The following is a 22,734-nucleotide window of genomic DNA, read 5'->3' on the forward strand; positions in this document are numbered from 1 at the left end:
TGTCATGGGGATCATCATTGATAGGAGAGGAGAAGTAGTGCAAAAGTTAAAGGTGCTCGTTGTAGCTACTTCAGTAATGATGCGTAAACAGATCTCGAACCTTATTGCGGAGGATTCAATTATCGAGGTCATTGGAGCAGCTCGAAATGCATCCGAAGCGGTTAGTATAGTTCAAGAACTCAGGCCTGATGTCGTGACGATTGATATAGAAGTGCCAGAATTGAATAGTTTAGTAGCGCTCTCTAGTATTATGTCGCAACGTCCAACCCCTATCCTTATCCTAAGCTCGGGATCAAAGGATGGAATAACAGCAACTATCACAGGTCTACAGAACGGAGCTGTAGATTTTATATCCAAGCCCACTCAAATCCATGGACCTGATTTATCCCAAATAAAAGACGAGCTAATATTCAAAATTAAACAAGCTGCTCAAATTCCTTTGAGAACCCTTATCCTTAACAATATTACTGTTTCGAAAGTGATGACAGGACTACAGGCAGAAGACAATTCTAAGAACGGATGTACGGAAGAATTCGATCAAATCGTAGCCATAGGATGTGGAGTTGGTGGTCCGAAGGCGCTTGAAATCGTAATTAGCTCGCTCCCGGCAAACTTCCCATATCCTTTATTAATCGTTCAGCATATGCCACCCAAGTATACGAAAGTATTAGCAGAACGATTGAATCGATTCTCAAGTGTACGGGTGGTTGAGGCGAAAGATGATCAATTGGTACATGGCGGAACGGCATATATTGCACCTGGTAATTGTCATATGACCGTAGTTCAGCAAGGGCAAGTATGTAGAATCAAACTTCACAAGAAAGCTTCAGTGAACGGATACCGTCCATCCATTGATGTATTGTTCGAATCGATTTCTGGACTGAAAATCTTGAAGCAGCATTTGATTTTAATGACCGGAAGGGGAAACGATGGCGCGAGAGGCATGCTGATTGCCAAACAAGCTGGCGCCCAATCTACCCTTGTAGAGTCGCAAGAGACTTCGATTGTAAATGAAATGCCTGAAGCGGCGGTTGAGCTCAAGTGCGTGGATTATGAAGTTCCTTCATTTTTGTTAGCCTCGAAGATTATGGAGGTTACGGGGATGTTGGACGAACAAATTTGATGAATAATCATTACCATAGGCGTTGGTAGGAGGAAAATCCACCAACGCTTTTTTATGTAAACCTAGGGTTTCATCCCAAGTGGGGATAAAATTCCTATAGATTTATTCCATGTTGACACTTCCAAATGATAACGATTATCATTTGAGTTGTGAATGGCTTTAATTGTATTGGCGAAGAAGGAGAGGCTTTCGATGGCTTTAAAAATATTGAATTTGGAGATTCATGATCTTTTTGAACAATTTACAGAGCGGATAGAAGGGCATGTTGAGCACAACCAGTGGGAACAACGTCTTACCATACCCTCGCATATCGGTCAGGGAAGCATTACACGTACGCGGATTCGTCCAGGTATGGAGATCATGTATACGGATATAACTTACGAACAAGATATGAAGCTCTATATTCAGGAAGCTTGTCCGTTATTCGAACTAAGCTATAACGTGAGTGGAGAAATCTATTGCGAATGGAACGGCAAGGAAAGTCACACGGAGAAACAAACAGGCAATGTTCTTTTTTTAGAGGATGTTCAGGTGTATGAAGAGAAAAAAGCTGGTGTCTCCAATCAATTGTTAGAAATACGGCTAGCTCCTAGCGAACTGCTGTATTATGCCGGAGATCTAGCGGAGAAACAACAGATGGAGACCTGGCTTAAACATCATCGTGGAAATATTGACCGTTATCCTGACACTGCGGCGATTCGAAAATGTGTCTTTGAAATGATCCATTGTACTTATCATGGAACATTGAGACGATTATATATGGAGAGCAAAGCGCTTGAATTTATCGCTTTATTTGGGGAGTCCGATAGTTACGGCTCTATGAGCGGGAGTATGACGTTCCGGCCTGATGATATTATAAATCTAAAGCGGGTACATGAGTTGGTGCAAATCCATTTCGAACAACCGCTGTCCATACGTGAGTTAGCCAAGCGGGTAGGCATCAATGAATTCAAGTTAAAAAAGGGTTTCCGTGAGTTATTTGGCATGACGATCTTCGAGCTTGTTCGTATAAAGCGGATGGAGAAGGCACTTTGGTACATGGAGGTAGAAGGTTTGAATATAGGAAAAACAGCCGTTTCGGTCGGATATAGTAATGTCAGCAATTTCACGACAACCTTCCGTAAGCACTACGGCTGCAATCCAAGCGAGTACTTAAAACGTATCGAACAACAGACTTTGGAGCGAAATAGGATCTAGAAGGATTTGTACTTACAGATGGCTTCATGCAGTAGGACATAGGGTTCGGAATCGAACACTATATTCTGCCTGTTTGAGGTTTTTTTGTGTTTGCTCCCTTATCAAGGAGTAAACCTCCCTTAACAGGTAGAGAAAAAGACTATTCTAATTGATAATCATTATCATAGATTTCATGAAGAGGTGGTCATACAATGCAAGAAGTTGATTCGCGACGTTGGTATTCGCTATGGGTTATTCTACTTCCAACTTTACTCATTTCATTGAATACTTATATGATTCAAGTCGCCCTTTCATTAATGCAAAATCGCTTGAATGCGAGCTTCTCTGAAGCACAGCTTATCGTCACCGGATTTTCGCTAGGATTAGCTGTGGCGTTGATCATTAGTGGAAAGCTTGGGGATATATACGGCAGAAAACGAATGCTGATTATCGGAGTGAGTGGATTTACGATTATGGCAGTGTTGGGTGGTTTGACCTCAGATCCGACACTTCTGATTGTTATTCGCATCGTACAAGGTATGGCAGCTGCGCTTATCCAGCCTCAGGTTTTGTCTACACTTCAGGTCAGCTTTCTGCCAAAGGAAAAGGGGCTTGTTTTCGGTATTTATGGTGCAATGATTGGCATTGGATTCGCTTTCGGATTTATTCTCGGAGGCACTATTGTGAATTGGAATCCGTTCGATCTCGGTTGGCGGACGGTATTTTTTTTCAATGTGCCTTTCGGACTTCTCGTCTTGCTGTTAATGCCGATTGTTCCTGAAACACGGGCCGAGCAGACTAACAGTATTGATTGGACGGGAAGCTTCCTACTGCTGATCGGTTTGTTTCTGCTGATCTATCCGTTATCTGAGGGACAAAAACAAGGGTGGCCCTTGTGGATCTCAGGCTGTCTAATTATAGCTTTATTAATGTTGTTTACTTTTATCTGGGTTGAAAATCGGAAAGGAAAGCAGGGGGATTGTCCATTAGTCGATCTGTCTATTTTCAGACATAGAACATTTAGTGTAGGTCTGGCGACCGTGCTTGTCCTTTATCTAGGCATGTTCTCCTTCTTTTTTGTTTTAAGCTACTATATGCAATTTGGCTTGCACTATAATGTTCAAGATACAAGTTTGGTTTTTTTGGCTATAGGCATAGGTTTTTTTCTGACTTCCCTGATCTCGTCTCGAATGGTCAGAAGATGGAGGATGAGTGTACTTAAAATAGGTGCACTGATGATGGGATGCTCTAGTTTATTGCTTATATGGGAGCTAAATGTGGATGCGACGCATCTGCTGGGCGCACGAAATATTTTAATATTATTGATATATGGCTTCGGTCTCGGTATGGCTACTACACCACTAGTTAACGTCACGCTCAGTTCGGTACCAGCAAGGATTACGGGCACAGGATCAGGTCTGATCACTACATTTATGTATTTAGCAAACTCGTTAGGGGTGGCTCTAATCGGTATTTTGTTCTCCACTTCGTTGAAACATTCTCTTTTGGAAGCAGATTTATCGGATTATGTAAGGGCGTTTTCCTTCTCACTGGCAGCTATCGGAGGACTTGCTTTTACTGGTTTTGTTTGTCTTTGTTTCTTGCGAGAGCGGAAATGATAGAGGAGGAATCAAGTTTTCTTGTTCTGTGAGGAATCTAACAACCGTTCTCTTCACTTAGTTTTATAGTATTTACAGGAATAACATAATTCCATTTAATGTTAATCTGCCAATCAATGAAGGGGACGGTGCGAGCATGCCTATTCTAGAGGTAGAGAATCTCTCAAAAGAATATAAAGGCAAGGGCAAAATGAATGTGTTTCGGGCGCTAAACGGCATAAGCCTGAGTGTGGATAGCGGAGAGCTTGTAGCGATTATGGGGCCTTCGGGGAGTGGTAAAACGACGCTGCTGAACATCCTTAGCGGGATCGACACGGAATATAGTGGGGTAGTCCGGATTGCAGAGACTAGTATAAGCGAGATGTCTAAGAATGAGCTTGCACTGTTTCGCCGGCAGCGAATGGGGTTCGTTTTTCAAGATTACAATCTACTGGATAGCCTGACCCTACGGGAAAATATAATGGTGCCCATGGTTCTGGATGACCAAGAGGGAGACGACATCAATACCAAGACAGATGAGACGTTATTGCTCTTTGATCTGGGCGAGGTGAAGGATAAATATCCGTATATGGTTTCAGGAGGACAGCAACAACGAGCGGCGATTAGCAGAGCGATTATTAATGATCCAGAGGTGATCTTTGCGGATGAGCCGACGGGGAATTTGGATTCCAAATCCTCAAGTATAGTGATGAAGACCTTCGCCAAACTGAATGCTCTGAAAGGAGCAACAATTGTGATGGTCACACATGATCCTTTTGCGGCCAGCTATTGTAATCGCGTGCTCTTTATCAAGGATGGGAAGGCTCTATTAGAGATTACTAGGGACAATAAAGAACGGAGAGCATTTTTTGATAGGATTCTGGAGAGTCTGGCCTTCATTGGAGGGGGAGAAGATGACCTTTAGGAGAATGGCTATTCAGATGTTTAAGGCGAACCTTAGAAGGTACTTGTTATTTTTCCTATGCAGCAGCTTTACGATTATGGTCTTTTTCGCCTTTTACTCCCTGTATAAAAACCCTGATTTTAATGACCCCTATCAAGTAAATGGAATGGTGTCTGGTAATTTATATGCTCCTTTCTTGGTTATGAGAGTGTTTGCTGTTCTATTTATTGTATATGCGCAAATGGCCTTTTTGAAATTTAGAAAAAGCGACTTTGGGCTGTTAATGGTGCTTGGAATGACGAGCCACAATATCCGTAAAATTATTTTGTTAGAAAATAGCATGATCGCATTAGCTTCGATTCTCACGGGTTTAGGTGCAGGGTCGGTCTTCTCCGGTCTTTTCTTCTTCATCATCTCGTTGTTTGTTAATATAGGGGGCAGTTCTTTTTCACTTACACTGGAAAGTTATCTGTATACCATTAAATTCTTTGGGATTATTTACATAGCTGTGATTGGAATCCAATTAATATTAACGCTGAGATACAACATTGTACGCCTTTTAAAAGAATCCAGAACCGCAGAACGTAGCCTTCTTCATGGTAAAATCACAGGGATCATCGGAGTCGTACTACTGGGGATCTCCGTTTATGATATGATTACTCATTACAGTCCTGATGATGCCCGTATGATGTTAATCAATCTGGGAGTAAGTATGGTGGGTGTCTATTTGCTGCTGTCAGGACTTGGGGACTGGATGAAACTTTTTATATCGCGATCAAGCAGAGCCTATCACAAGCACCTGCTGTTTAGTTCCAATTTGATCTATACCCTTGGTCGCTCCAAAATAGTGCTTTCTCTTATCACCTTCCTCGTCTTCATAACAATTTCTCTAAGCGGTATTATTTTTTATTTGACCTGGAATGCTGAGGATATTCCTGTTGCAAACAATCCATATGATATTGCCTATGCAGAAGTATTCGGGAAAAATAGCCTTCCTTCTGAGACACTCAGCGAAATCACGGATCATGGTGCTACACCGCTGATTTCACACCAAACGCTTGAATACATTGATTTGTTCAATTTCAAAGTATTTTTGGATCAAAACATCAACACATTAATAGGCAGTGATTATCATGTGGAGAAAGATCACTTTTTTAATCTTGCCTTAGTTGCTCGAGGAGAAGAATGGAAGAATCAAAGACCAGAGATGCCCACCTTCGAAATGAAGCTTTCTTCCGGGAATCATACGTTGTACTCACAAGGACTTATATTTAAAATGCTATTTAACCCTGTGCCGAATCTTATGAATGGTCTTCATGTCATTGTTAACGAAGAGGATTATATGGCGCTGAAAGCGGAAAATAAAAAAGCGATCGGTAACCTTCAGCTCCTGAATTTTAAGGATTGGAAAAAAACTGCGGATATAGATGCTAAGTTAAGTGCCGCTTTAGCCAAATATAACAAAGACAATACAGAGTCCTGGTATGGCAATGAGCGGCAAGAGGCCCTCGTATTCTCTACGAAGTCTAGAATAAGTGACTATCTACAGTTACAGGAGTCTGGCCGATTTGGAATCTTCGTAATTTCATTTGTTGGTTTAATATTTTTCGGCGCCTCCGGGATAGTGCTGCATTTCAGTATTCAGACCGATTTAGAGCGTGAGAGGATCAAATTCAGGAAGCTGAATAAGATTGGAATTACTTCTAAGGACGTGGCTCGCATTATAGGCGGCCCTTTAAAAGTGCTGTTTTTTCTCCCGTATGCATTAGGTATTGCATTGTCTTCTTTTTATGTTGTTAGTTCTTCCAGAGTTGAAATGTCTACAGCTCTGGAGCCGATGTGGTTTTGTTTGTTGGTAGGCGGAGCGTATCTTTTATTTCAAGTCCTTTTTTATCGTATATACACCAAATTATACACTCGCAATATGCTGGCTCATATCGGACTGCTTGATGTTCCCACAACGAATAATACAAGATGTAAATTTAATTCCAATTATGATAATATTAACAAATAAAATCGTGGGGGGATTCCATTTGAAAAAGATTTTTTCCAGAATTGCAGTCGCATTAATGATCTTGATCCTTGTTGCGATAGTCACTTGCTTTTATTTTGGTGAATTCACCTATGCGTATGGATTAATTTTGGTGCTGTTTTTCGTATTTGCGGGGATGGGGCAGCTCTATAAGCTTAAAAATGATGAGTATATGTACAAAAAATTAAATAACACTGATGAGTATAATGAATATACTAGATGATATAAATTTAATAGAAACTTCTTATGTATAACCAAAACACCCCACTTTAGGCGATGCCTAATAAGTGGGGTGTTTCTTTATGTGTCTATTCTTATTTCTTACCGTTGCGCTCAAGAATCATATCAACGAACAGATCGATTTGTGCGGTAATGGCAATAGGATCATAGCGATAAAAAGTATCAAAATCGTTGTAGAACAGATGGTCGTTCTTCGCAGCAGCAAGTCCGTTCCAAACGGGTGATTCCTTCAGCTCTTTCAGCTTATCACCTTTTTTATCAGGATCATAAGTAGTTAGGAACATGTAATCCGCTGCATATTCTGGCAACAGCTCCATGGATAGCTGCAGTGTTTGGTTGTCATTGCTGTTCTTAGTAGGCATTTTCAGCTTAAGTGCATTATAGAGGGCTTGTCCACCACGGCCCGCATTGTTACCGAAGGTCCATAGCTCACCTTTGTCAGTCAGCTCATAAATTCCGAATGTATCATTTTCATTCACGACACCTTTAAGCTTTTCGCGGCCTTCAGCAGCCTTTTTCTCAAAGTCAGCAATGAATTGCTCAGCTTTATCAGGTGCTCCTACAATATCTCCAAACAGTTTTACGGTTTCATAGATGTTCGTAGCAGTTCCGTATGGAATATGAATGGTTGGAGCGATTTTGGATAAAGCATCATAGTTGTCATCGTACATAACTACAATTAGATCAGGTGCAAGTTCTAGTGCTTTCTCAGCATTGACTGGAGCACCAACATCTTGTGTGTTTTTGAGCAGGTCTTTCAAGAAGGGGTTATCAAAAGTACTAGGTTCAACGCCTATGACGTTAGCTCCAACGGAGAGTAATTCCCCACCATAATAATCTGTAACGATCCGCTGAGGTTTAACTGGGATTTGAACAGTACCTTTAGTAGTTTCATAGCTGCGCATTTCGGCAGCGGAAGCATCAGGAACAGCTGTTGCCTCTGCACTCGGGGCTGTTGTTGCTTCAGTTGTCGCTGTTGGTGTATTAGATGAAGCCTTGTTGTTTCCCCCGCAAGCCGTCAAAAATACAGACAATAACATTACGAGTGCCAGGATGGGGAAAAGGGTCTTTCTTTTTAGCATGGTAAACCTCCCTAAGTATATGTACCAAATGATAATAATGAGAATCATTATCATCATTATTATCAATTTGAACTGTATCAAAGCTTAGAATTTCTGTCAATGCAATAAATTAAATGGTACCAATTAAATCTATCTATTGCCAAACCTAGGAAATGTAATTTACAATAGTCTAATGATAATGAGAATCAATTTCACAGAAATAGGGTGGCATTCATGAATCAACAGATAACTACCAGGATAGGAGCCGATAAAGGAGTAGTTAAACGAGAATTTCGTTCACGTCCTTGGGCGGCAACATTAATCTTGGTCGGCGGTCTGGCGCTATTATTATTAGGAATCGCTGTTTCCGTCTCCTTCGGTGCAGCAGATATTAAGCTGTCTGTGGTATGGTCAGCTGTGTTTCACTTTGATCCGGAGATCATGGATCATCAGATTATTAGAGAATTAAGATTACCTCGTGTACTTGGCGGAGCAATGATAGGGGCTAGCTTTGCAGTTGCAGGTGCCATTATGCAAGGGATGACGCGAAATCCATTGGCTGATTCAGGTCTGATGGGTATCAACTCAGGCGCAGGATTTGCGCTTGCACTATGTTTTGCTTTTTTTCCAAATTTATCGTTTATGTATTTGATTCTATATTCTTTCGTGGGTGCCGGCGTAGGCGCGGGTGTCGTATACGGAATAGGATCACTTGCTAAGGGAGGATTAACTCCTGCTCGTTTGGTGCTGGCCGGTGCTGCTTTTAGTGCACTTTTGTCTGCGCTGAGTGAAGGGGTAGCTTTATATTTTCACATCGGTCAAGATTTAGCCTTCTGGTACGCGGGAGGTGTGGCTGGAACGAAATGGATCCAACTCAAAATCATGTTCCCTTGGATAGGGGCCGCTTTAATTGGTGCAATGGTAATCTCTCGATCGATCACGATGCTCAGTTTAGGTGACGATGTTGCGAAAGGTCTAGGTCAGCGTACAGGGCTTGTGAAGTTGGCAGGTGCATTAATCGTATTGATTTTGGCTGGATCATCGGTTGCAGTAGTTGGTGCAGTTGGTTTCATTGGACTAATTATTCCGCATTTGACACGATTTTTTGTGGGTGTCGATTACAGATGGATTATTCCTTGTTCAGCGATCCTCGGCAGTCTACTTGCTGTATTTGCAGATTTAACTGCGCGGATGATTAATCCACCTAATGAAACGCCACTTGGCGCTATTATTGCACTGATTGGTGTACCATTCTTCCTTTATCTTGCACGTAAAGAAAGGAGGGAGCTGTAATGATGGAAAAGACGACATTCGGTTCCTTCGAAGCCGCCAAAAACAAACGGGGCTTAATTATCATGATTTCGTTGGCTGTACTAATTGTGATTGCTTTTATTATTAGTATGAATACAGGTTACATACGTTTGACTCCTATGGAGTTGATTAATACATTGTTCGGTAAAGGAACCGACAAGCAGGAGTTAATCTTGTTTCAGTTTCGGCTGCCACGTATTGTGATTTCCGTTCTAATTGGGGCAGGTCTGGCTGTATCCGGTGCTGTGATGCAGGGCGTCTTTCGTAATGCGTTGGCGGACCCTGGTATCTTAGGGATTAATGCTGGTGCAGGAATTATGGTTATGCTGTTGATCTCTTTTTACCCTACGGCAACCGCGGCTCCAGTGTATCTGCTGCCAATGGTAGCGTTCGTCGGTGCGGGGCTTACAGCTGCCTTAATCTATGCTCTAGCTTATAAACGGCACCAAGGAATATCGCCTATGCGTCTACTGTTGACTGGTGTAGCTGTCGCAGCTGGGATGAGTGCAGCTATGATCGTGCTTACGCTAAGGCTTGATCCAGAAAAATACCAATTCGTCGCTACTTGGCTAGCAGGCAGCATTTGGGGAACAAGCTGGAAGTTTGTACTTTCACTCCTACCGTGGATTCTTATTCTGGTGCCTTATGTCATCTATAAGGCAAGGGTGATGAACGTACTGAATCTAGGGGAGCAGACCGCTGTGGGACTTGGTGCCGCAGTAACGAAGGAACAATTTCGGCTTCTTGCGGCTGCGGTAGGATTAGCAGCGGCGAGTGTCGCTGTCAGCGGTGGAATTGGTTTTGTGGGATTGGTCGGACCCCATTTGGCGAGACGGTTAGTTGGGCCGAAGCATCAACTCATGCTTCCGACTTCGGCACTGCTTGGGTCACTACTCGTTATTACAGCGGATACCATTGGACGCTGGATCCTCCAGCCATCTGAGATTCCTACGGGTATCGTTGTAGCTGTAATTGGAGCACCATACTTTTTGTATTTGTTAGCCCGTACGAAATCTTGATGAAAGTAGGCTGATCTCTCACCAGAAGGAGCGAATTATTAACATGTTGCGTCGTTTTTTTGCTTACTATAGGCCCTATAAGGGATTGTTTATTCTTGATTTTTCTTGTGCGATTGCTGCTGCACTACTTGAACTGGTCTTTCCGTTAGCCGTTAACCGGGTAGTAGATGATCTGCTGCCAAGCGGCAATTGGAGATGGATACTCTATTCATGCCTCGGCTTGCTGGGGATATATATTGTCAGTGCCTTTATGCATTTTGTCGTCACTTACTGGGGGCATAAGCTGGGGATTAATATCGAATCGGATATGAGAAAAAAGCTTTTTGACCGAGTTCAGAAGTTATCTTTCAATTTCTTTGACAACAACAAGACCGGCCATCTAGTATCCCGGATGACAAATGATTTGATGGACATCGGTGAGATTGCCCACCACGGTCCAGAGGATCTCTTTATAGCAGTAATGACGCTGCTCGGTGTGTTCGGCATTATGCTCAGTATCAATTGGCAATTAGCTATTCTGACGTTTGTGATCGTTCCGCTTATGATTTATTTATCCATGTACTTCAGCCGGAAAATGTCTAAAGCCTTCCACATTATGTTCGCGGACATTGCTGACTATAACGCACGTGTGGAGAACAATGTAAGCGGGATCCGCGTTGTGCAAGCTTTTGCTAATGAGAATCATGAAATTTCCCGTTTTGCGGTCAATAACGAACGCTTCCGTATAACAAAGCTGATGACCTATCGAATTATGGCTTGGAATTCATCCTTTAGCTTTGTTCTCATGAAACTGGTCTCGTTATTTGTTCTCGTATGCGGAACATATTTTGTAATCCAGAAGCAAATGACCTACGGTGAATTTATTGCTTTTGTGATGTTGTCCAATGTATTTTTAGGACCATTACAACAGATTAACTCGGTCATTGAGACCTATCCCAAAGGCATTGCAGGTTTTAAACGTTATCTCGAACTGCTGGAGACGGAGCCGGATGTTGATGATGCGATTGATGCTAAGACAGTTCATGATCTTAAGGGGAATATAACCTTCCATGATGTGGCTTTCGCCTACAGCGATAAAGAGAACGTACTCCAAAATGTGAATCTGTCGATTCAAGCAGGAGAGACCGTTGCTCTGGTCGGTCCATCTGGTGCGGGTAAGACAACGCTTTGTAGTCTACTACCTCGCTTCTATGATGTAAGTGAGGGTAACATTAGCATTGATGGAATTGATATTCGTTCCATGAAGCTTGAATCTCTTCGTTCACACATCGGGATTGTACAGCAAGATGTATTTCTGTTTGACGGAACCATCCGTGAGAATATCGCTTACGGGCGGTTGGGTGCCTCCGATGAAGAAATCTGGGAGGCAGCACGGCGCGCCCAACTGGAAGAGCTGATCAAATCCCAGCCTGCTGGGCTGGATACTATGATCGGGGAGCGGGGCGTTAAGCTCTCTGGAGGTCAGAAGCAGCGGCTATCCATTGCCCGGATGTTCCTGAAGAATCCAACGATTCTCATTCTAGACGAAGCCACTTCGGCGTTGGATACCGAGACGGAGTCCGCAATTCAGGAAGCACTTGCGGAGTTGTCACAAGGTCGTACGACGCTTGTTATTGCTCATCGATTGGCAACGATCAAGAATGCCGACCGTATTGTTGTTGTTGCGGAAGGTGGTATCGCTGAACAAGGCAGACATGAAGAACTGTTACAGACTACCGGAATTTACAGTCGACTACATGAGGCACAATTTGGAGCGTAAGAAGCTAAGGGCATCAATAGAATATACTTTTGGAGGGACATAATGAACAATCAACTGGAATTATACGATGTAACGATTATTGGCGGCGGACCTGCTGGGATGTATACAGCTTTTTATAGTGGAATGAGAGACCTCAAGACGAAGTTGATTGAAGCGAAGGATGAGCTCGGAGGAAGAATGCTTATTTATCCTGAAAAAATGATCTGGGACGTAGGCGGAGTAACGCCGACTCTCTGTCATCAGCTGATCGGGCAGCTCAAGGAGCAGGCGCAGACCTTTGAACCCACAATTGTGCTAGGACAGCAAATTATGAATCAAGAGAGACAAGAAGACGGGACATATATCTTAACCTCGTCTACCGGGGAACAACACTGGACACGAACCGTTATTCTGGCAATTGGTTACGGAATCCTACAAATGGCTAAGCTCGAAATCGAAGGTGCGGATCGCTATGAGGTGACGAATCTTCATTATACCGTTCAGGAGCTAGAGCCATTCCGTGGCAAAAGAGTGCTGATCTCCGGCGGAGGAGACTCTGCAGTAGATTGGGCAAATGAACTGGAGTCCATTGCAGCAAGTGTAACGATTGTTCACCGTCGTGAACAGTTTGGGGGTCATGAGAAAAATATTGTGCGGATGAAGGAATCTTCGGTCAATGTCCGCGTGCCCTATGCAGTAAGCCAATTACACAGCAGTAATGGGGAAACGATAGATCAGGTGACGATCAACCACATAGAGACAGGTGAATCAGAGCAATTTGAAGTGGATGCAGTGATCGTAAACCATGGTCTTAAGAGCGATTTTGGTCCGTTAAAAGAGTGGGGCCTTGATATGGGCGAATGGTGTGCGAATGTATCTGATAAGCTGGAGACCAATCTCCCAGGCATATTTGCAGCTGGTGACTTTGTGGATTACACAAGTAAGGTACGTTTAATTGCCGGTGCTTTCACGGATGCAGTTCTGGCGCTTAATAGTGCCAAGCTGTTCATAGATCCAACTGCGGCTAAAGTTGCTTATGTGTCTTCTCACAATGAGCGGTTCAAAGAGAAGAATAAGGCGCTTGGTGTCGTTGACGACCATTAATAGCGGTAAATTCTTAAGGAATAGGTTTGATTTTAATGTTGAGCGTATAGGGCTTCTTATCCATTTCGAGCGGAGAGAAGCCTTATGCGCCTTCTTTATATTTCAAGGTTTAATAGCCTGATGATCTGGAAGGGAGCAGGAATGAAGCTATCTAATAATAACCTGGTACACAGAATTTATATGTTAAAAGAGGCTGGGAAACGCCAGTGCGGCGGTGGTCACATCAGTAATCTCCAGATGGCCCAGTCCCCACTCTTCCTGACACCAAAAGAAGCTACCGTTCTAATAACCATTGAAGGAGAGATAGTAGCTCTTAAAATAGGTGAAATTCTTTTTTTAAGTGCAGGTACGATTTATCATATTAATGCTCCATTAGAGACCGTTATCTCTGTTCTAGCAATCTCCTATGAGGTATATGGGCTAAGCAATAGCACTGAGCAAGAATTGGTTTATGGACTTTGCCGTGAATTTTTTCCGGTCAATGGGATTTTACCAGTACGTACGACGAATAAAATAACCCGCTTATTCAGCGAATTGGAAGATGTTGCTGCCAATAATTTAGAAGCACAGGCAGATAGAATTCAATCCTTGCTGTATCAGCTGCATCAACTGGTCGTAGAGGCTGACGCTGAAGCAGACATTACGGATAGTTCATATTTCAGAATGCTCTCTTATATTCACCAGAACATCCAAAAGGAGATTACGCGAGAGATGATGTCTAGAATGATGGGATTTAATCCTCGCTATTTCTCAGTATGGTTCCGCAAGCAGACGGGGTGGAGCTTCACCGAATATGTAGCTCATTTAAGAGTGAATAAAGCGAAAAAATATTTGATGTCCAGCCAAGCAACAATCCAGCAAATTTCTCAAAAAGTAGGCTATTCAGATGGACTATATCTGAGCCGGAAATTCAAGCAAGTCACCGGGATGACTCCAACAGATTTCCGTTTGCGTCCCAAACCGAAGCGGATAGTAGCGTTGCAATTTTTCGGGGATTTACTTGCGCTGGGAGTGAAGCCTGTCGCGGTTGAAAAAGATGTGATGAACTACTCATTGCTTTTACAGCCGGAACTAGCGGATGTACGATCGTTTGAGTTGCAGGGATGTTCGGCGGAAGCGGACTTGTCTGGACTGGAAGCTGATATAGTCATTGCACCGACCTATCTGAGCCCCCGTCAGCTTAAATGGATGGAAAAGTTGGGTCCACTAGTTACGGTGGAATGTGATGAAATGGACCGCTTAGAACAGATTCGTTTATTCGGCAGACTGCTGGGAGAAGAGGAGAGGGCAGAAGCATGGATAAGACACTATCATTTGAAAATAGATTTGGCCAAGCAGCGCTTGTCCTCACTAATTGAATCTGGTGAAACGGTAGCGGTGTATGAGATTAGGCAAGATAACAGTATTTATATCTGGAATCATACAGCCCGAGGTGTGTACAATCTGTATCCAATGCTAGGGTTAGCTCCGCCGGACAAGGTAAGGTCAGATGTTCTGGAGCGGAATGATCATCTATGCATCTCACTGTCGGAATTGCCAATATACGCGGCTGACCATATGTTTGTGGTTGTATCAGGACGAGAGGACTGGATGTCGAGAACACGTAAACGCATTAGCAAGAGTGTGGTTTGGCGCAATCTTCCAGCATTCAGGAATGAACGCATATATTACCTCAAGCTTGAGGAATTTTGGGGCAGCGAAGGGCTTGCACTCGAACGTCAGTTGGAGATACAGACAGATTTGTTAATCGGCTATAAGTTAAGCTGACAATCGTCCATAGCCAAATTGATGTATTAGCGTGTATATATGTTTTCCCACGGAGACGTTATATTAAACATGGATCTAAATGATATTGATTATCAATATCACAATAATATAAAGTCTCAAGGGGGATTTACATTGTACAGAGTAATATCGTTAGGAAAAACAAGTATGATAGCCGTTGTACTTACGCTGGTGCTAATGTTGAGCGCATGCGGACAAGCTGCTAATCAGGGGAATGCTCCAGCTAGCACGTCTGCTGAAGTGGCTAAAAGCACTAATGATTCTGTAGTTGCCAGCACGGAGCCGGCTGCTGATGCAGAGTACTGGACATACGAAAGCGACAAAGGTCCGGTGCAGATCCCACGCAATCCACAAAGAATTGTAATTCCGGTACAAGACTTTATCGGTGATCTTCTGACGCTGGGGGTGACGCCCATTGCCGTAGCTGGGAATGACATCTTGAATCATCCATATTTCAAAGAGGCGCTTACAGGTGTAGAAGTAGTGGGTGATGACATGACGGTGTCCCTGGAGAAAATAACGAGCCTGGAACCGGATTTGATTATCACTTATCAGGAAGATACCTATGAGCAAATCTCCAAGATTGCTCCGACTGTCTTTATTCCTTGGGGCAAATACGACTATAAGGAACGATTGATCGAGATCGGGAAAATCTTGAACAAGGAGCAGCAGGCTGTAAAATGGGTGGCGGATTTCAATCAGAAGCTGGAAGCGAAGAAAGCGGAATTGGCCGATCTGATCGCAGCTGACAAAAAGGTGGCAATCTTTGAAATTGCCGGTAAAGAGCTGTATCTATACGGTTCGTCATATGGGCGTGGTGGAGAGATTATATACAACGGATTGGGGCTGCATGCACCTGATCTTGTCGAAGAGGTAGCCTTTAAGGAAGGCTGGGCTTCCCTTTCTCTCGAAACGCTGCCCGAGTATCTAGGAGAAGCTGATTATATATTCCAAGGCTTCAGCCGTGGTGTGGAGCAGGACAAGCTGGACATTCTGGACAGTGTCTTCTGGCAAAGTCTACCTGCTGTTAAGGCGGGTCATGTGTTCACTTACGATCTCAAAACTTATTATCTCTCTGATGCTTATGCGCTGGACAAGCAGCTGGATGAGATAGTCACGTTGTTGAAGTCCCTACAATAAGTTAAATTTGAAGCGTGAGATAAAAACACTCACAGATAAAACGCATTTAGATGCTTATAAGTTATCTTAGTAGGAATTTTGTACAACAATAAAGGGATGTCCGCTTAGCCGCTATGGCTTCGGACATCCCTTTTCCTCATGCATTATTTATTATTTATTAGCCAATCGGCCAGCTCTTCGGTCTGGGTTAATACCGCGATAGGGTCATAATACCAGGAACGTTCTTCTTTCCAAACATAGAGGTGTCCATTTTTGACTGCAGGAAGGTTGCCCCAAAATGAATCAGCCTTGTAATCAGCTTCTGTAAGGTTATTTGAGGTTAAGATAATATAATCTCCGGCATACTTAGTTAACGCTTCTTTAGATATTTCCGCCCATTGCTTCTCCATAATCTCCGCTGCTACTTCTGTAGGCGGCTTGCGACCAAGCGCTTGATAGATGGGCTGTCCGCCTCGGCCAAAGTTATCGCCATAGACCCAGATAGATTTTCCACCGTCTTCCATGATGGAGAAGGTTGCATCCGCCGGGAGGACCTTGTCCACTTTTGCTTTAGCTTCGGCTATCCGTTTGTCATAATCTGCAAGCCAATTCTTTGCTTCTTGTTCCTTTCCAAGGAGTTCTCCGAAATAGGTTAATTCTGCATGAGCATCTTTTAAATCCCCGTAAGGCACAATGATGGTAGGAGCAATTTTGCTAAGCGTTTCATAGCTTTCTGCTTGTCCCGAAATAATCAAGTCAGGATTTAGTGCGATGATTTTTTCAGGTGACATTTTACCGTACGCTCCTGTGTCTGTAACACCGGTAAGAGCCTCCTTATAATACATATTCTCTAAGGTCAAGCCTGGAGCTCCGATAGGAATGGTATCAAGAGCTATTAGACTTCCCAAGTATTCCTCAGCGACAATTCGTTTAGGATGAACAGGGATTTCAACATCACCTTTTACGGTATTTACTGTCTTGACAGCAGGGGTTTCAGCACTTTCTGCTTCTTGACTAGTTTCGGTTGGTGCTTGTGTTGCTGCTGTTGTATTACTGGTGTTACTGGTACCACCTGTATTCTCCACCGTAGTATTGGAATTTCCACAAGCTGATAGGACTAGAATTAACGTCAGCATGAAGGGAAATAGAAGCCAATGATTCTGTTTCGAAGTATTCTTTTGTAGATTATGCAATTTGTTGTTCCTCCTATGGTAATTGATTATCATTCTCAATAAGAACTTTACAATCTTCTCTGGTTATTTACTATGGACGAATATGATCTTCGTTTGTGCATATTTATGATGTCATCACACGCAGCAATTCTTTAAGCTGTGCTTGAGAAGACAGCGGATCAAATCCATAGAACATGTCACCCTGGTTCAGGATGTATACCCGATTGTTACGGACTGCATCTAACTGCTTCCAATCACGAGAACGCAGAAGGCGAGAGAGGCGTTTTCTTCCCTCAGAAGATGATGGGATGCTAGTGATAATAATATAGTCTGCAGGATAGGTTCCGATTTCCTCAATAGAAGACACTAGATACCCTGAATCCATTATTCCGTTCTCCATAATGATAGATGGTGGCTTGAATCCAAGATCTCCGTACAAAATCTGACACCCCCTACCGTAGCTGCTACTGAAACAATAAGCTGCTCGGGAACTAAGCTCCCAAACGATAGCTGTCCCTCTTTCCGATCCTATCGAATGGTTCAGTTTCTTATTGGCAGCATGGCAGAGCCCATCGTAATGACCTAACCATTCTTCTGCTCGCTGTCGCCGGTTGACTACATCAGCGATCAAACCAAATTGCTCTCGCCAGCTCATTTGCATAAAGGGTAATTCAATGACCGGAGCAACTGGAGTCAGAATCTTATTCTCAGGAATATTGTAGCTGATAATGATATCTGGTTCTGCTAAAGCTATCGAATCAAATAGAAGGGAAGAGTTACCTTCGTTCATCGTAAGTTGTTTGGAGGCTGGCACTTGCTCTAAGCTCCGATGCCAATCCGAATAAACACCGAGTTGAGGCATAATTTCCAGTACCCGTAGGATAGCTGTGTGATTGTAGTTTAAAGCAACAATTTTTTTGTTCTTATTCTGATAGGCTGTAGGTGAAAGACCCACAAGCTGCTTGAATTTACGGCTCAGATAAGTTCCTTCTTCATAACCAACCTCATGCGCCAGCGTTGTTAGATTTGGGGAACTGGTGAGGATTCGCTGCTGTGCTCTGCGGATTCTTAACAGTGTAATATAAGCGCTGAAAGTTTGACCCATAATTTTACGAAAGGTACGTGAGAAGTGTTCAGGGCTTACCCCAGCTAACGTAGCCATCTGCTCCCGAGTAATATCTTCGTTGTAATGAGCTTCTATGTATTCAAACACATTTTCAATCCAGCTTCCTGACGTCTCCTTTTTAGCAGCCAGTTCATGATGAAGATCCACGATGAATTGAGTGAATAATTGCTGGACCTTAAACGGTTTCCGATCATCGGGTTCTATCCAAGCACTGTAAAGCTCACCAGATAGTGCGATCAATTGTGCGGAGGCGTGGTGTAAGGCTGGGCTGCCATTTAGAAAATTTTGCTCTTGCCTATGGTTGGGCATACTGGTGTACTCTATCCACATCCCCTGTAACTGTTGCTCAGTCTTTAGCTTCAATTTTGAAGTTGCAGCAAAGGTCATGATGATTCCGGATTCGAGGCTATGAAGTTCGCCATCTATCTCAAGCTGACCTTTACCTTCCCAGACAAACATAATACAGGAATTCGTAGCTGGGATGTTATCGGTTGCGTAGTGGGAAAGACTTGTTAGGCTACTAATCTTAACAGGCATATAAAAAGGATGGGAATGATGTGGCATCCCGCCGGATTGGATGGGCATGGTAGAAATCGCTCCCCTTTTCAATGATAATCATTCTCAGTTATAGTATACCAGTCTTTCTTTCTATTGACTATAATGGCTCTTATGATAGTGTTTAGAATAATCCGCTAACGGAATATTTTAGGCATGAAAGGAATGGGGATTTCATGACAACTTGGAATTTACAAGGAACCGTAAGTCACTTGTTGATATGTAATGGTAGCAGCTGCAAGAAACATAAAGGTGAAGAGGTAGCTGAAGCGATAGAAGATGAGATTGAAAAGCAAGGTGCACAGAGTCTTATACATACGACGGTAACCCGTTGTAATGGTAGATGTTCAGATTCCTGCGTCGTGATCGCATACCCTGAAGGTGTGTGGTACAAGGAGATCACACCTAAATCAGCGAAATCGCTAGTACGGAAGCATTTACAGGGCGAGAGACTTGAAGATCATCTGCTGTATACATATGATGGTCAGCTGATGGCTGCAAATGACAAGGGAGCTAAAGGGAAGAAGAAAAAATAGCTGTCAACTGATCGAAGCTTCGCAGCTAAGTGAAATCAAAGTAGAAATGATTGAAGTACCGTCAATGCGCTGGCGGTATTTTTTTGTCTTTTCAGGAAAGCAACTTCGTTTCTTTTTGTTTAGTAGAGGATTATGATTGAATGAAAGGAAGATCTAGGGGGAATAGACATGTTTAAGAGGTTTACAATGGATGATCATGCAGAAACGGCGCAGTTGTTTGCGGAATCTTTTTGTGTATTACATGAAGAAACTTTTCATACATATATGATGCTTGCGACTGAAGAATACAGTACTACGATTGCAGAATTCATGGCGTAGCAGATGCCAAAAAACCGGATTCTAACAAAGTATATCAATCCATTGGTTTTGTGGAGGCGGGCAGAATTGCAGATATCAAATTTGACTTGCGCCCCTAACGTTGACTATGCTATTAAAAAGTGAATAAAATAACACTTCATATAAGGCGCATGGGGGAGAGGGTTCGATGGAGAGGCTGCAGGTGTGGCCGGGGAAGTTTAAGAAGTTTTTTCTGAACAATAAATTTGTGGTAACCTTACTTGTTTTATTGTTAACTGGGGTAACTATCCTGGTGTTCTCAAAGATACCGTTTATTTTTACGCCTATCTCTGTATTGCTGCACACGGTGGCTGCACCATTGTTACTATCCGGTATCGCTTATTACTTGTTGAATCCGTTAGTAGACCTAATGGGAAAAAGATTCAGGATGAAACGTGTGTATGCAATCATCATTCTTTATCTGTTAATTGCGGGTATTATTACGTTGATTCTGGTGATGGTGATTCCGATTCTTCGAACGCAATTATCTGGTTTGATTGACGATTTTCCAAGGTATAGTGACTTGATCCAGGAACGATTTATGAATCTGACGGGAAGCGAATTCTTTGGTCAAGTTCAAGATAGTATAGGAACCAACCTAAGTGAAATCACCAGTAAAATTACGGCTTGGGGCACTTCTTTTCTGAATAATGCGCTAACAGGTGTAGGAAGCTTCGTCGGAGCCGTTACGGAGATTGTGCTGGCGGTGGTGACGACACCGTTTATTCTATTCTACTTGCTTCGTGATGGAAAAAGATTGCCAGATTACATTTTGAAATTTGTACCTACCGCGCTGCAGCCGCAGACTCGGATGGTAATGTCGGAAATGAACGCCCAGGTATCATCCTATATTCGAGGGCAAATTATAGTAAGCTGCTGCATTGGTGCGCTGCTCTATATTGGCTACTTGATTATTGGTCTGGAGTATTCACTTGTCCTTGCCATTGCTGCTGCATGTACAGCAGTTGTTCCCTATTTGGGTCCGGCAATTGCTATTACACCAGCCTTAATTGTGGCCATGGTCACTTCGCCATTTATGCTGCTGAAGATGATCATCGTTTGGACGGCTGTACAGCTGATTGAAGGAAAGTTTATCTCTCCGCAGATTATGGGCAAGACACTGAAGATTCATCCGATCACGATCATTTTTGTGATTATTTTTGCCGGCAAAATGTTTGGCGTTCTTGGCATTATCCTTGCAGTTCCTGGTTACGCGGTGCTCAAGGTTGTATTTACACATATTTTTCAATGGTTCCGGTTCCAGTCCGGATTGTATAAGCAGATTGAAGAGAATAAGGAATAATGTGGAAGGGTGAAATGTAATGGTAGGACCGATAGCAGTAACCTCTTACGGTAAGCTTCAAGGACGAGAGGAGGATGGCGTGAACGTTTGGCGTGGAATCCCTTTTGCCGCTCCACCAGTTGGAGAGCTTCGATTTCGTGCGCCGCAGCTACCAGAAGCTTGGAGCGGAATTAGAGATGCTTCTGAATTTGGTCCAGTTAGCCATCAGCCAGCGGATACGAGAGGTACACGTTTCGGTGGCTTAACACCACTTCATTCTGAAGATTGTTTATATTTAAATGTATGGTCACCTGCATCCCCAGGCGAGGCACTCCCTGTAATGTTTTGGATCCACGGGGGTACATTTGTGACTGGTGCTGGAAGTCAGCCACAGTTTGATGGCACTAGTTTCGCGAAGAATGGTAATGTAGTCTTGGTGACGATTAATTATCGACTGGGACCATTTGGTTTTATGCATCTGTCTTCGCTTGGTGATGGATTTGCGTCTAATCAAGGCTTGCTGGATCAAATTGCCGCGCTGGAATGGGTAAAGCTTAATATTTCCGCCTTTGGAGGCGACCCTCAGCGAGTTACGGTATTTGGAGAATCAGCTGGCAGCATGAGTATCGCTGCCCTTCTGGCTATGCCTGCTGCAAAGGGATTATTTGCTGGAGCGATCATGCAAAGTGGAGCTGCTCAAACCTTGCCAAATCAGCAAGGAAAAGATATTGCTGTAGCATTACTTACTGAACTAGGCATTTCTCCTAATGGAGATACTAGCCTACTTAATACGTTCTCAGCGGAACAAATTATAGAAGCAGCCACAAGAATGACCATTAAATTAACGGGTGGTTCAATAGGCATGTTATTTCAGCCTGTCATTGATGGGGATACGCTTCCTGTAGATCCTGCACAGGCTGTGGCAGAAGGATCAGCCCAGGGTATTCCTTTGTTGATTGGAACCAATCGAGATGAGGGGAATTTATTTTTCAGGGGAGAAACACCAGGTGCAGACTTTGATGAATCGCTCAAGGCGCTGGAGCAGATGATGGGAACTGGAAGTCTGGCGGAGGTTGCCAGCCACTATTCTTCTACATGGGAGGGACAGGCGGAGATTCTAACGGATCTATATTTCTGGGGAACCTCTATATCCTTAGCTGAGAATCAATTGGCCTATGCGCCTGTGTGGATGTATCGTTTTGATGGGACGGTCCCTGGCCATCCATTGTTAAACAAAGCTGTACATGGTGCGGAAATTGTCTATGCTTTTAACAATCTGTCTCATGTAACTCGCTTGGGTGCGGAAATTACACCCGCAATGCAAAAATTGGCTGAAAGTATGCATGCGGCATGGATTGCCTTTGCTCATCGAGGAGACCCAGCGACATCTGAGCTATCATGGCCTGAGTATAATCTCGAAGGACGTCCTACACTGATCTTTGATGAAGAGATGCGAGTAACTCAAGATCCCGATTCAGAGAAACGCAAGAGAATTGTCTCTATTCTGGTTTGAGAAG

At 43.3% G+C, this 22,734-nt stretch carries 19 protein-coding genes; 16 read left to right on the forward strand and 3 right to left on the reverse strand.

Features of this window, described 5'->3' with window-relative positions:
- Positions 1-37 precede the first annotated feature (37 nt).
- The 6 genes from cheB to MKX35_RS12230 all read left to right on the forward strand — a co-directional run bounded on the left by cheB (position 38) and on the right by MKX35_RS12230 (position 7,056).
- Positions 38-1,123 (forward strand): chemotaxis-specific protein-glutamate methyltransferase CheB, encoded by a 1,086-nt coding sequence (gene cheB, locus MKX35_RS12205; protein ID WP_076299539.1) that lies wholly within the window; start codon positions 38-40, stop codon positions 1,121-1,123.
- A 192-nt stretch (positions 1,124-1,315) separates the two neighbouring features.
- A complete protein-coding gene (locus MKX35_RS12210) occupies positions 1,316-2,320 on the forward strand; it encodes an AraC family transcriptional regulator (RefSeq protein WP_076299540.1) in 1,005 nt (334 codons plus the stop codon).
- Positions 2,321-2,511: 191 nt separating this feature from the next.
- Positions 2,512-3,918, forward strand: coding sequence for an MFS transporter (locus tag MKX35_RS12215; RefSeq protein WP_076299541.1), 1,407 nt, complete (start codon positions 2,512-2,514; stop codon positions 3,916-3,918).
- A 136-nt stretch (positions 3,919-4,054) separates the two neighbouring features.
- Positions 4,055-4,822 (forward strand): ABC transporter ATP-binding protein, encoded by a 768-nt coding sequence (locus MKX35_RS12220; protein WP_076299542.1) that lies wholly within the window; start codon positions 4,055-4,057, stop codon positions 4,820-4,822.
- Positions 4,812-6,815 (forward strand): FtsX-like permease family protein, encoded by a 2,004-nt coding sequence (locus tag MKX35_RS12225; protein ID WP_076299543.1) that lies wholly within the window; start codon positions 4,812-4,814, stop codon positions 6,813-6,815. The genes MKX35_RS12220 and MKX35_RS12225 overlap by 11 nt, the downstream gene beginning before the upstream one ends.
- A gap of 19 nt (positions 6,816-6,834) precedes the next feature.
- Positions 6,835-7,056 carry a hypothetical protein gene (locus MKX35_RS12230; RefSeq protein WP_081382887.1) on the forward strand — a complete coding sequence of 74 codons (222 nt, stop codon included), beginning with the start codon at positions 6,835-6,837 and terminating at the stop codon, positions 7,054-7,056.
- Positions 7,057-7,147: 91 nt separating this feature from the next.
- Here the strand turns inward: MKX35_RS12230 and MKX35_RS12235 are convergent, their stop codons facing one another.
- Complete coding sequence (locus tag MKX35_RS12235) at positions 7,148-8,155, reverse strand: ABC transporter substrate-binding protein (protein WP_076299544.1); 1,008 nt, start codon at positions 8,153-8,155, stop codon at positions 7,148-7,150.
- 213 nt (positions 8,156-8,368) lie between these two features.
- Between MKX35_RS12235 and MKX35_RS12240 the strand changes: the two genes are divergently transcribed.
- From MKX35_RS12240 to MKX35_RS12265, 6 genes are all read left to right on the forward strand, one after another.
- Entirely contained in the window at positions 8,369-9,427 is a 1,059-nt protein-coding gene (locus MKX35_RS12240) for a FecCD family ABC transporter permease (RefSeq protein WP_042190334.1), read from the forward strand.
- 2 nt (positions 9,428-9,429) lie between these two features.
- Positions 9,430-10,464, forward strand: a complete 1,035-nt coding sequence (locus tag MKX35_RS12245) for a FecCD family ABC transporter permease (RefSeq protein ID WP_042194295.1) — start codon at positions 9,430-9,432, stop codon at positions 10,462-10,464.
- A gap of 43 nt (positions 10,465-10,507) precedes the next feature.
- Complete coding sequence (locus MKX35_RS12250; RefSeq protein ID WP_042190332.1) at positions 10,508-12,223, forward strand: ABC transporter ATP-binding protein; 1,716 nt, start codon at positions 10,508-10,510, stop codon at positions 12,221-12,223.
- 42 nt (positions 12,224-12,265) lie between these two features.
- Positions 12,266-13,306, forward strand: a complete 1,041-nt coding sequence (locus tag MKX35_RS12255) for an NAD(P)/FAD-dependent oxidoreductase (RefSeq protein WP_042190330.1) — start codon at positions 12,266-12,268, stop codon at positions 13,304-13,306.
- A gap of 141 nt (positions 13,307-13,447) precedes the next feature.
- The gene (locus MKX35_RS12260; protein WP_179086695.1) at positions 13,448-15,073 is read left to right on the forward strand and encodes an AraC family transcriptional regulator; all 1,626 of its coding nucleotides are present in this window, start codon (positions 13,448-13,450) and stop codon (positions 15,071-15,073) included.
- Between the two features lie 132 nt (positions 15,074-15,205).
- Positions 15,206-16,231: an iron-hydroxamate ABC transporter substrate-binding protein gene (locus MKX35_RS12265; RefSeq protein WP_256716300.1), complete on the forward strand. Its 1,026-nt coding sequence runs from the start codon at positions 15,206-15,208 to the stop codon at positions 16,229-16,231.
- A gap of 143 nt (positions 16,232-16,374) precedes the next feature.
- Here MKX35_RS12265 and MKX35_RS12270 read toward each other — a convergent pair whose 3' ends face one another.
- Positions 16,375-17,403 (reverse strand): ABC transporter substrate-binding protein, encoded by a 1,029-nt coding sequence (locus MKX35_RS12270; RefSeq protein ID WP_256716301.1) that lies wholly within the window; start codon positions 17,401-17,403, stop codon positions 16,375-16,377.
- Positions 17,404-17,506: 103 nt separating this feature from the next.
- On the reverse strand, positions 17,507-19,093 hold the full coding sequence (locus MKX35_RS12275; protein WP_076299547.1) for an AraC family transcriptional regulator: 1,587 nt from the start codon (positions 19,091-19,093) through the stop codon (positions 17,507-17,509).
- 146 nt (positions 19,094-19,239) lie between these two features.
- On the opposite strand from MKX35_RS12275, the gene MKX35_RS12280 reads away from it, so the two are divergent.
- The 4 genes from MKX35_RS12280 to MKX35_RS12295 all read left to right on the forward strand — a co-directional run bounded on the left by MKX35_RS12280 (position 19,240) and on the right by MKX35_RS12295 (position 22,730).
- Entirely contained in the window at positions 19,240-19,599 is a 360-nt protein-coding gene (locus MKX35_RS12280) for a (2Fe-2S) ferredoxin domain-containing protein (RefSeq protein WP_042190321.1), read from the forward strand.
- A 168-nt stretch (positions 19,600-19,767) separates the two neighbouring features.
- Positions 19,768-19,917, forward strand: coding sequence for a hypothetical protein (locus MKX35_RS12285; protein ID WP_179085765.1), 150 nt, complete (start codon positions 19,768-19,770; stop codon positions 19,915-19,917).
- 166 nt (positions 19,918-20,083) lie between these two features.
- The gene (locus tag MKX35_RS12290) at positions 20,084-21,238 is read left to right on the forward strand and encodes an AI-2E family transporter (RefSeq protein WP_076299548.1); all 1,155 of its coding nucleotides are present in this window, start codon (positions 20,084-20,086) and stop codon (positions 21,236-21,238) included.
- Positions 21,239-21,257: 19 nt separating this feature from the next.
- Positions 21,258-22,730, forward strand: a complete 1,473-nt coding sequence (locus tag MKX35_RS12295; RefSeq protein ID WP_076299549.1) for a carboxylesterase/lipase family protein — start codon at positions 21,258-21,260, stop codon at positions 22,728-22,730.
- Positions 22,731-22,734 lie beyond the last annotated feature (4 nt).

Origin of the sequence: Paenibacillus sp. FSL R5-0923 (assembly GCF_038009145.1) — a bacterium.
Lineage (GTDB): Bacteria > Bacillota > Bacilli > Paenibacillales > Paenibacillaceae > Paenibacillus_AQ.

Coding starts and splice junctions, on each gene's coding strand:
- MKX35_RS12210 (WP_076299540.1), top strand. CDS start 1,316: ATGGCTTTAAAAATATTGAATTTGGAGATTCATGATCTTTTTGAACAA.
- MKX35_RS12215 (WP_076299541.1), top strand. CDS start 2,512: ATGCAAGAAGTTGATTCGCGACGTTGGTATTCGCTATGGGTTATTCTA.
- MKX35_RS12220 (WP_076299542.1), top strand. CDS start 4,055: ATGCCTATTCTAGAGGTAGAGAATCTCTCAAAAGAATATAAAGGCAAG.
- MKX35_RS12225 (WP_076299543.1), top strand. CDS start 4,812: ATGACCTTTAGGAGAATGGCTATTCAGATGTTTAAGGCGAACCTTAGA.
- MKX35_RS12235 (WP_076299544.1), bottom strand. CDS start 8,155: ATGCTAAAAAGAAAGACCCTTTTCCCCATCCTGGCACTCGTAATGTTA.
- MKX35_RS12240 (WP_042190334.1), top strand. CDS start 8,369: ATGAATCAACAGATAACTACCAGGATAGGAGCCGATAAAGGAGTAGTT.
- MKX35_RS12245 (WP_042194295.1), top strand. CDS start 9,430: ATGGAAAAGACGACATTCGGTTCCTTCGAAGCCGCCAAAAACAAACGG.
- MKX35_RS12250 (WP_042190332.1), top strand. CDS start 10,508: ATGTTGCGTCGTTTTTTTGCTTACTATAGGCCCTATAAGGGATTGTTT.
- MKX35_RS12255 (WP_042190330.1), top strand. CDS start 12,266: ATGAACAATCAACTGGAATTATACGATGTAACGATTATTGGCGGCGGA.
- MKX35_RS12260 (WP_179086695.1), top strand. CDS start 13,448: ATGAAGCTATCTAATAATAACCTGGTACACAGAATTTATATGTTAAAA.
- MKX35_RS12275 (WP_076299547.1), bottom strand. CDS start 19,093: ATGCCCATCCAATCCGGCGGGATGCCACATCATTCCCATCCTTTTTAT.
- MKX35_RS12280 (WP_042190321.1), top strand. CDS start 19,240: ATGACAACTTGGAATTTACAAGGAACCGTAAGTCACTTGTTGATATGT.
- MKX35_RS12285 (WP_179085765.1), top strand. CDS start 19,768: ATGTTTAAGAGGTTTACAATGGATGATCATGCAGAAACGGCGCAGTTG.
- MKX35_RS12290 (WP_076299548.1), top strand. CDS start 20,084: ATGGAGAGGCTGCAGGTGTGGCCGGGGAAGTTTAAGAAGTTTTTTCTG.
- MKX35_RS12295 (WP_076299549.1), top strand. CDS start 21,258: ATGGTAGGACCGATAGCAGTAACCTCTTACGGTAAGCTTCAAGGACGA.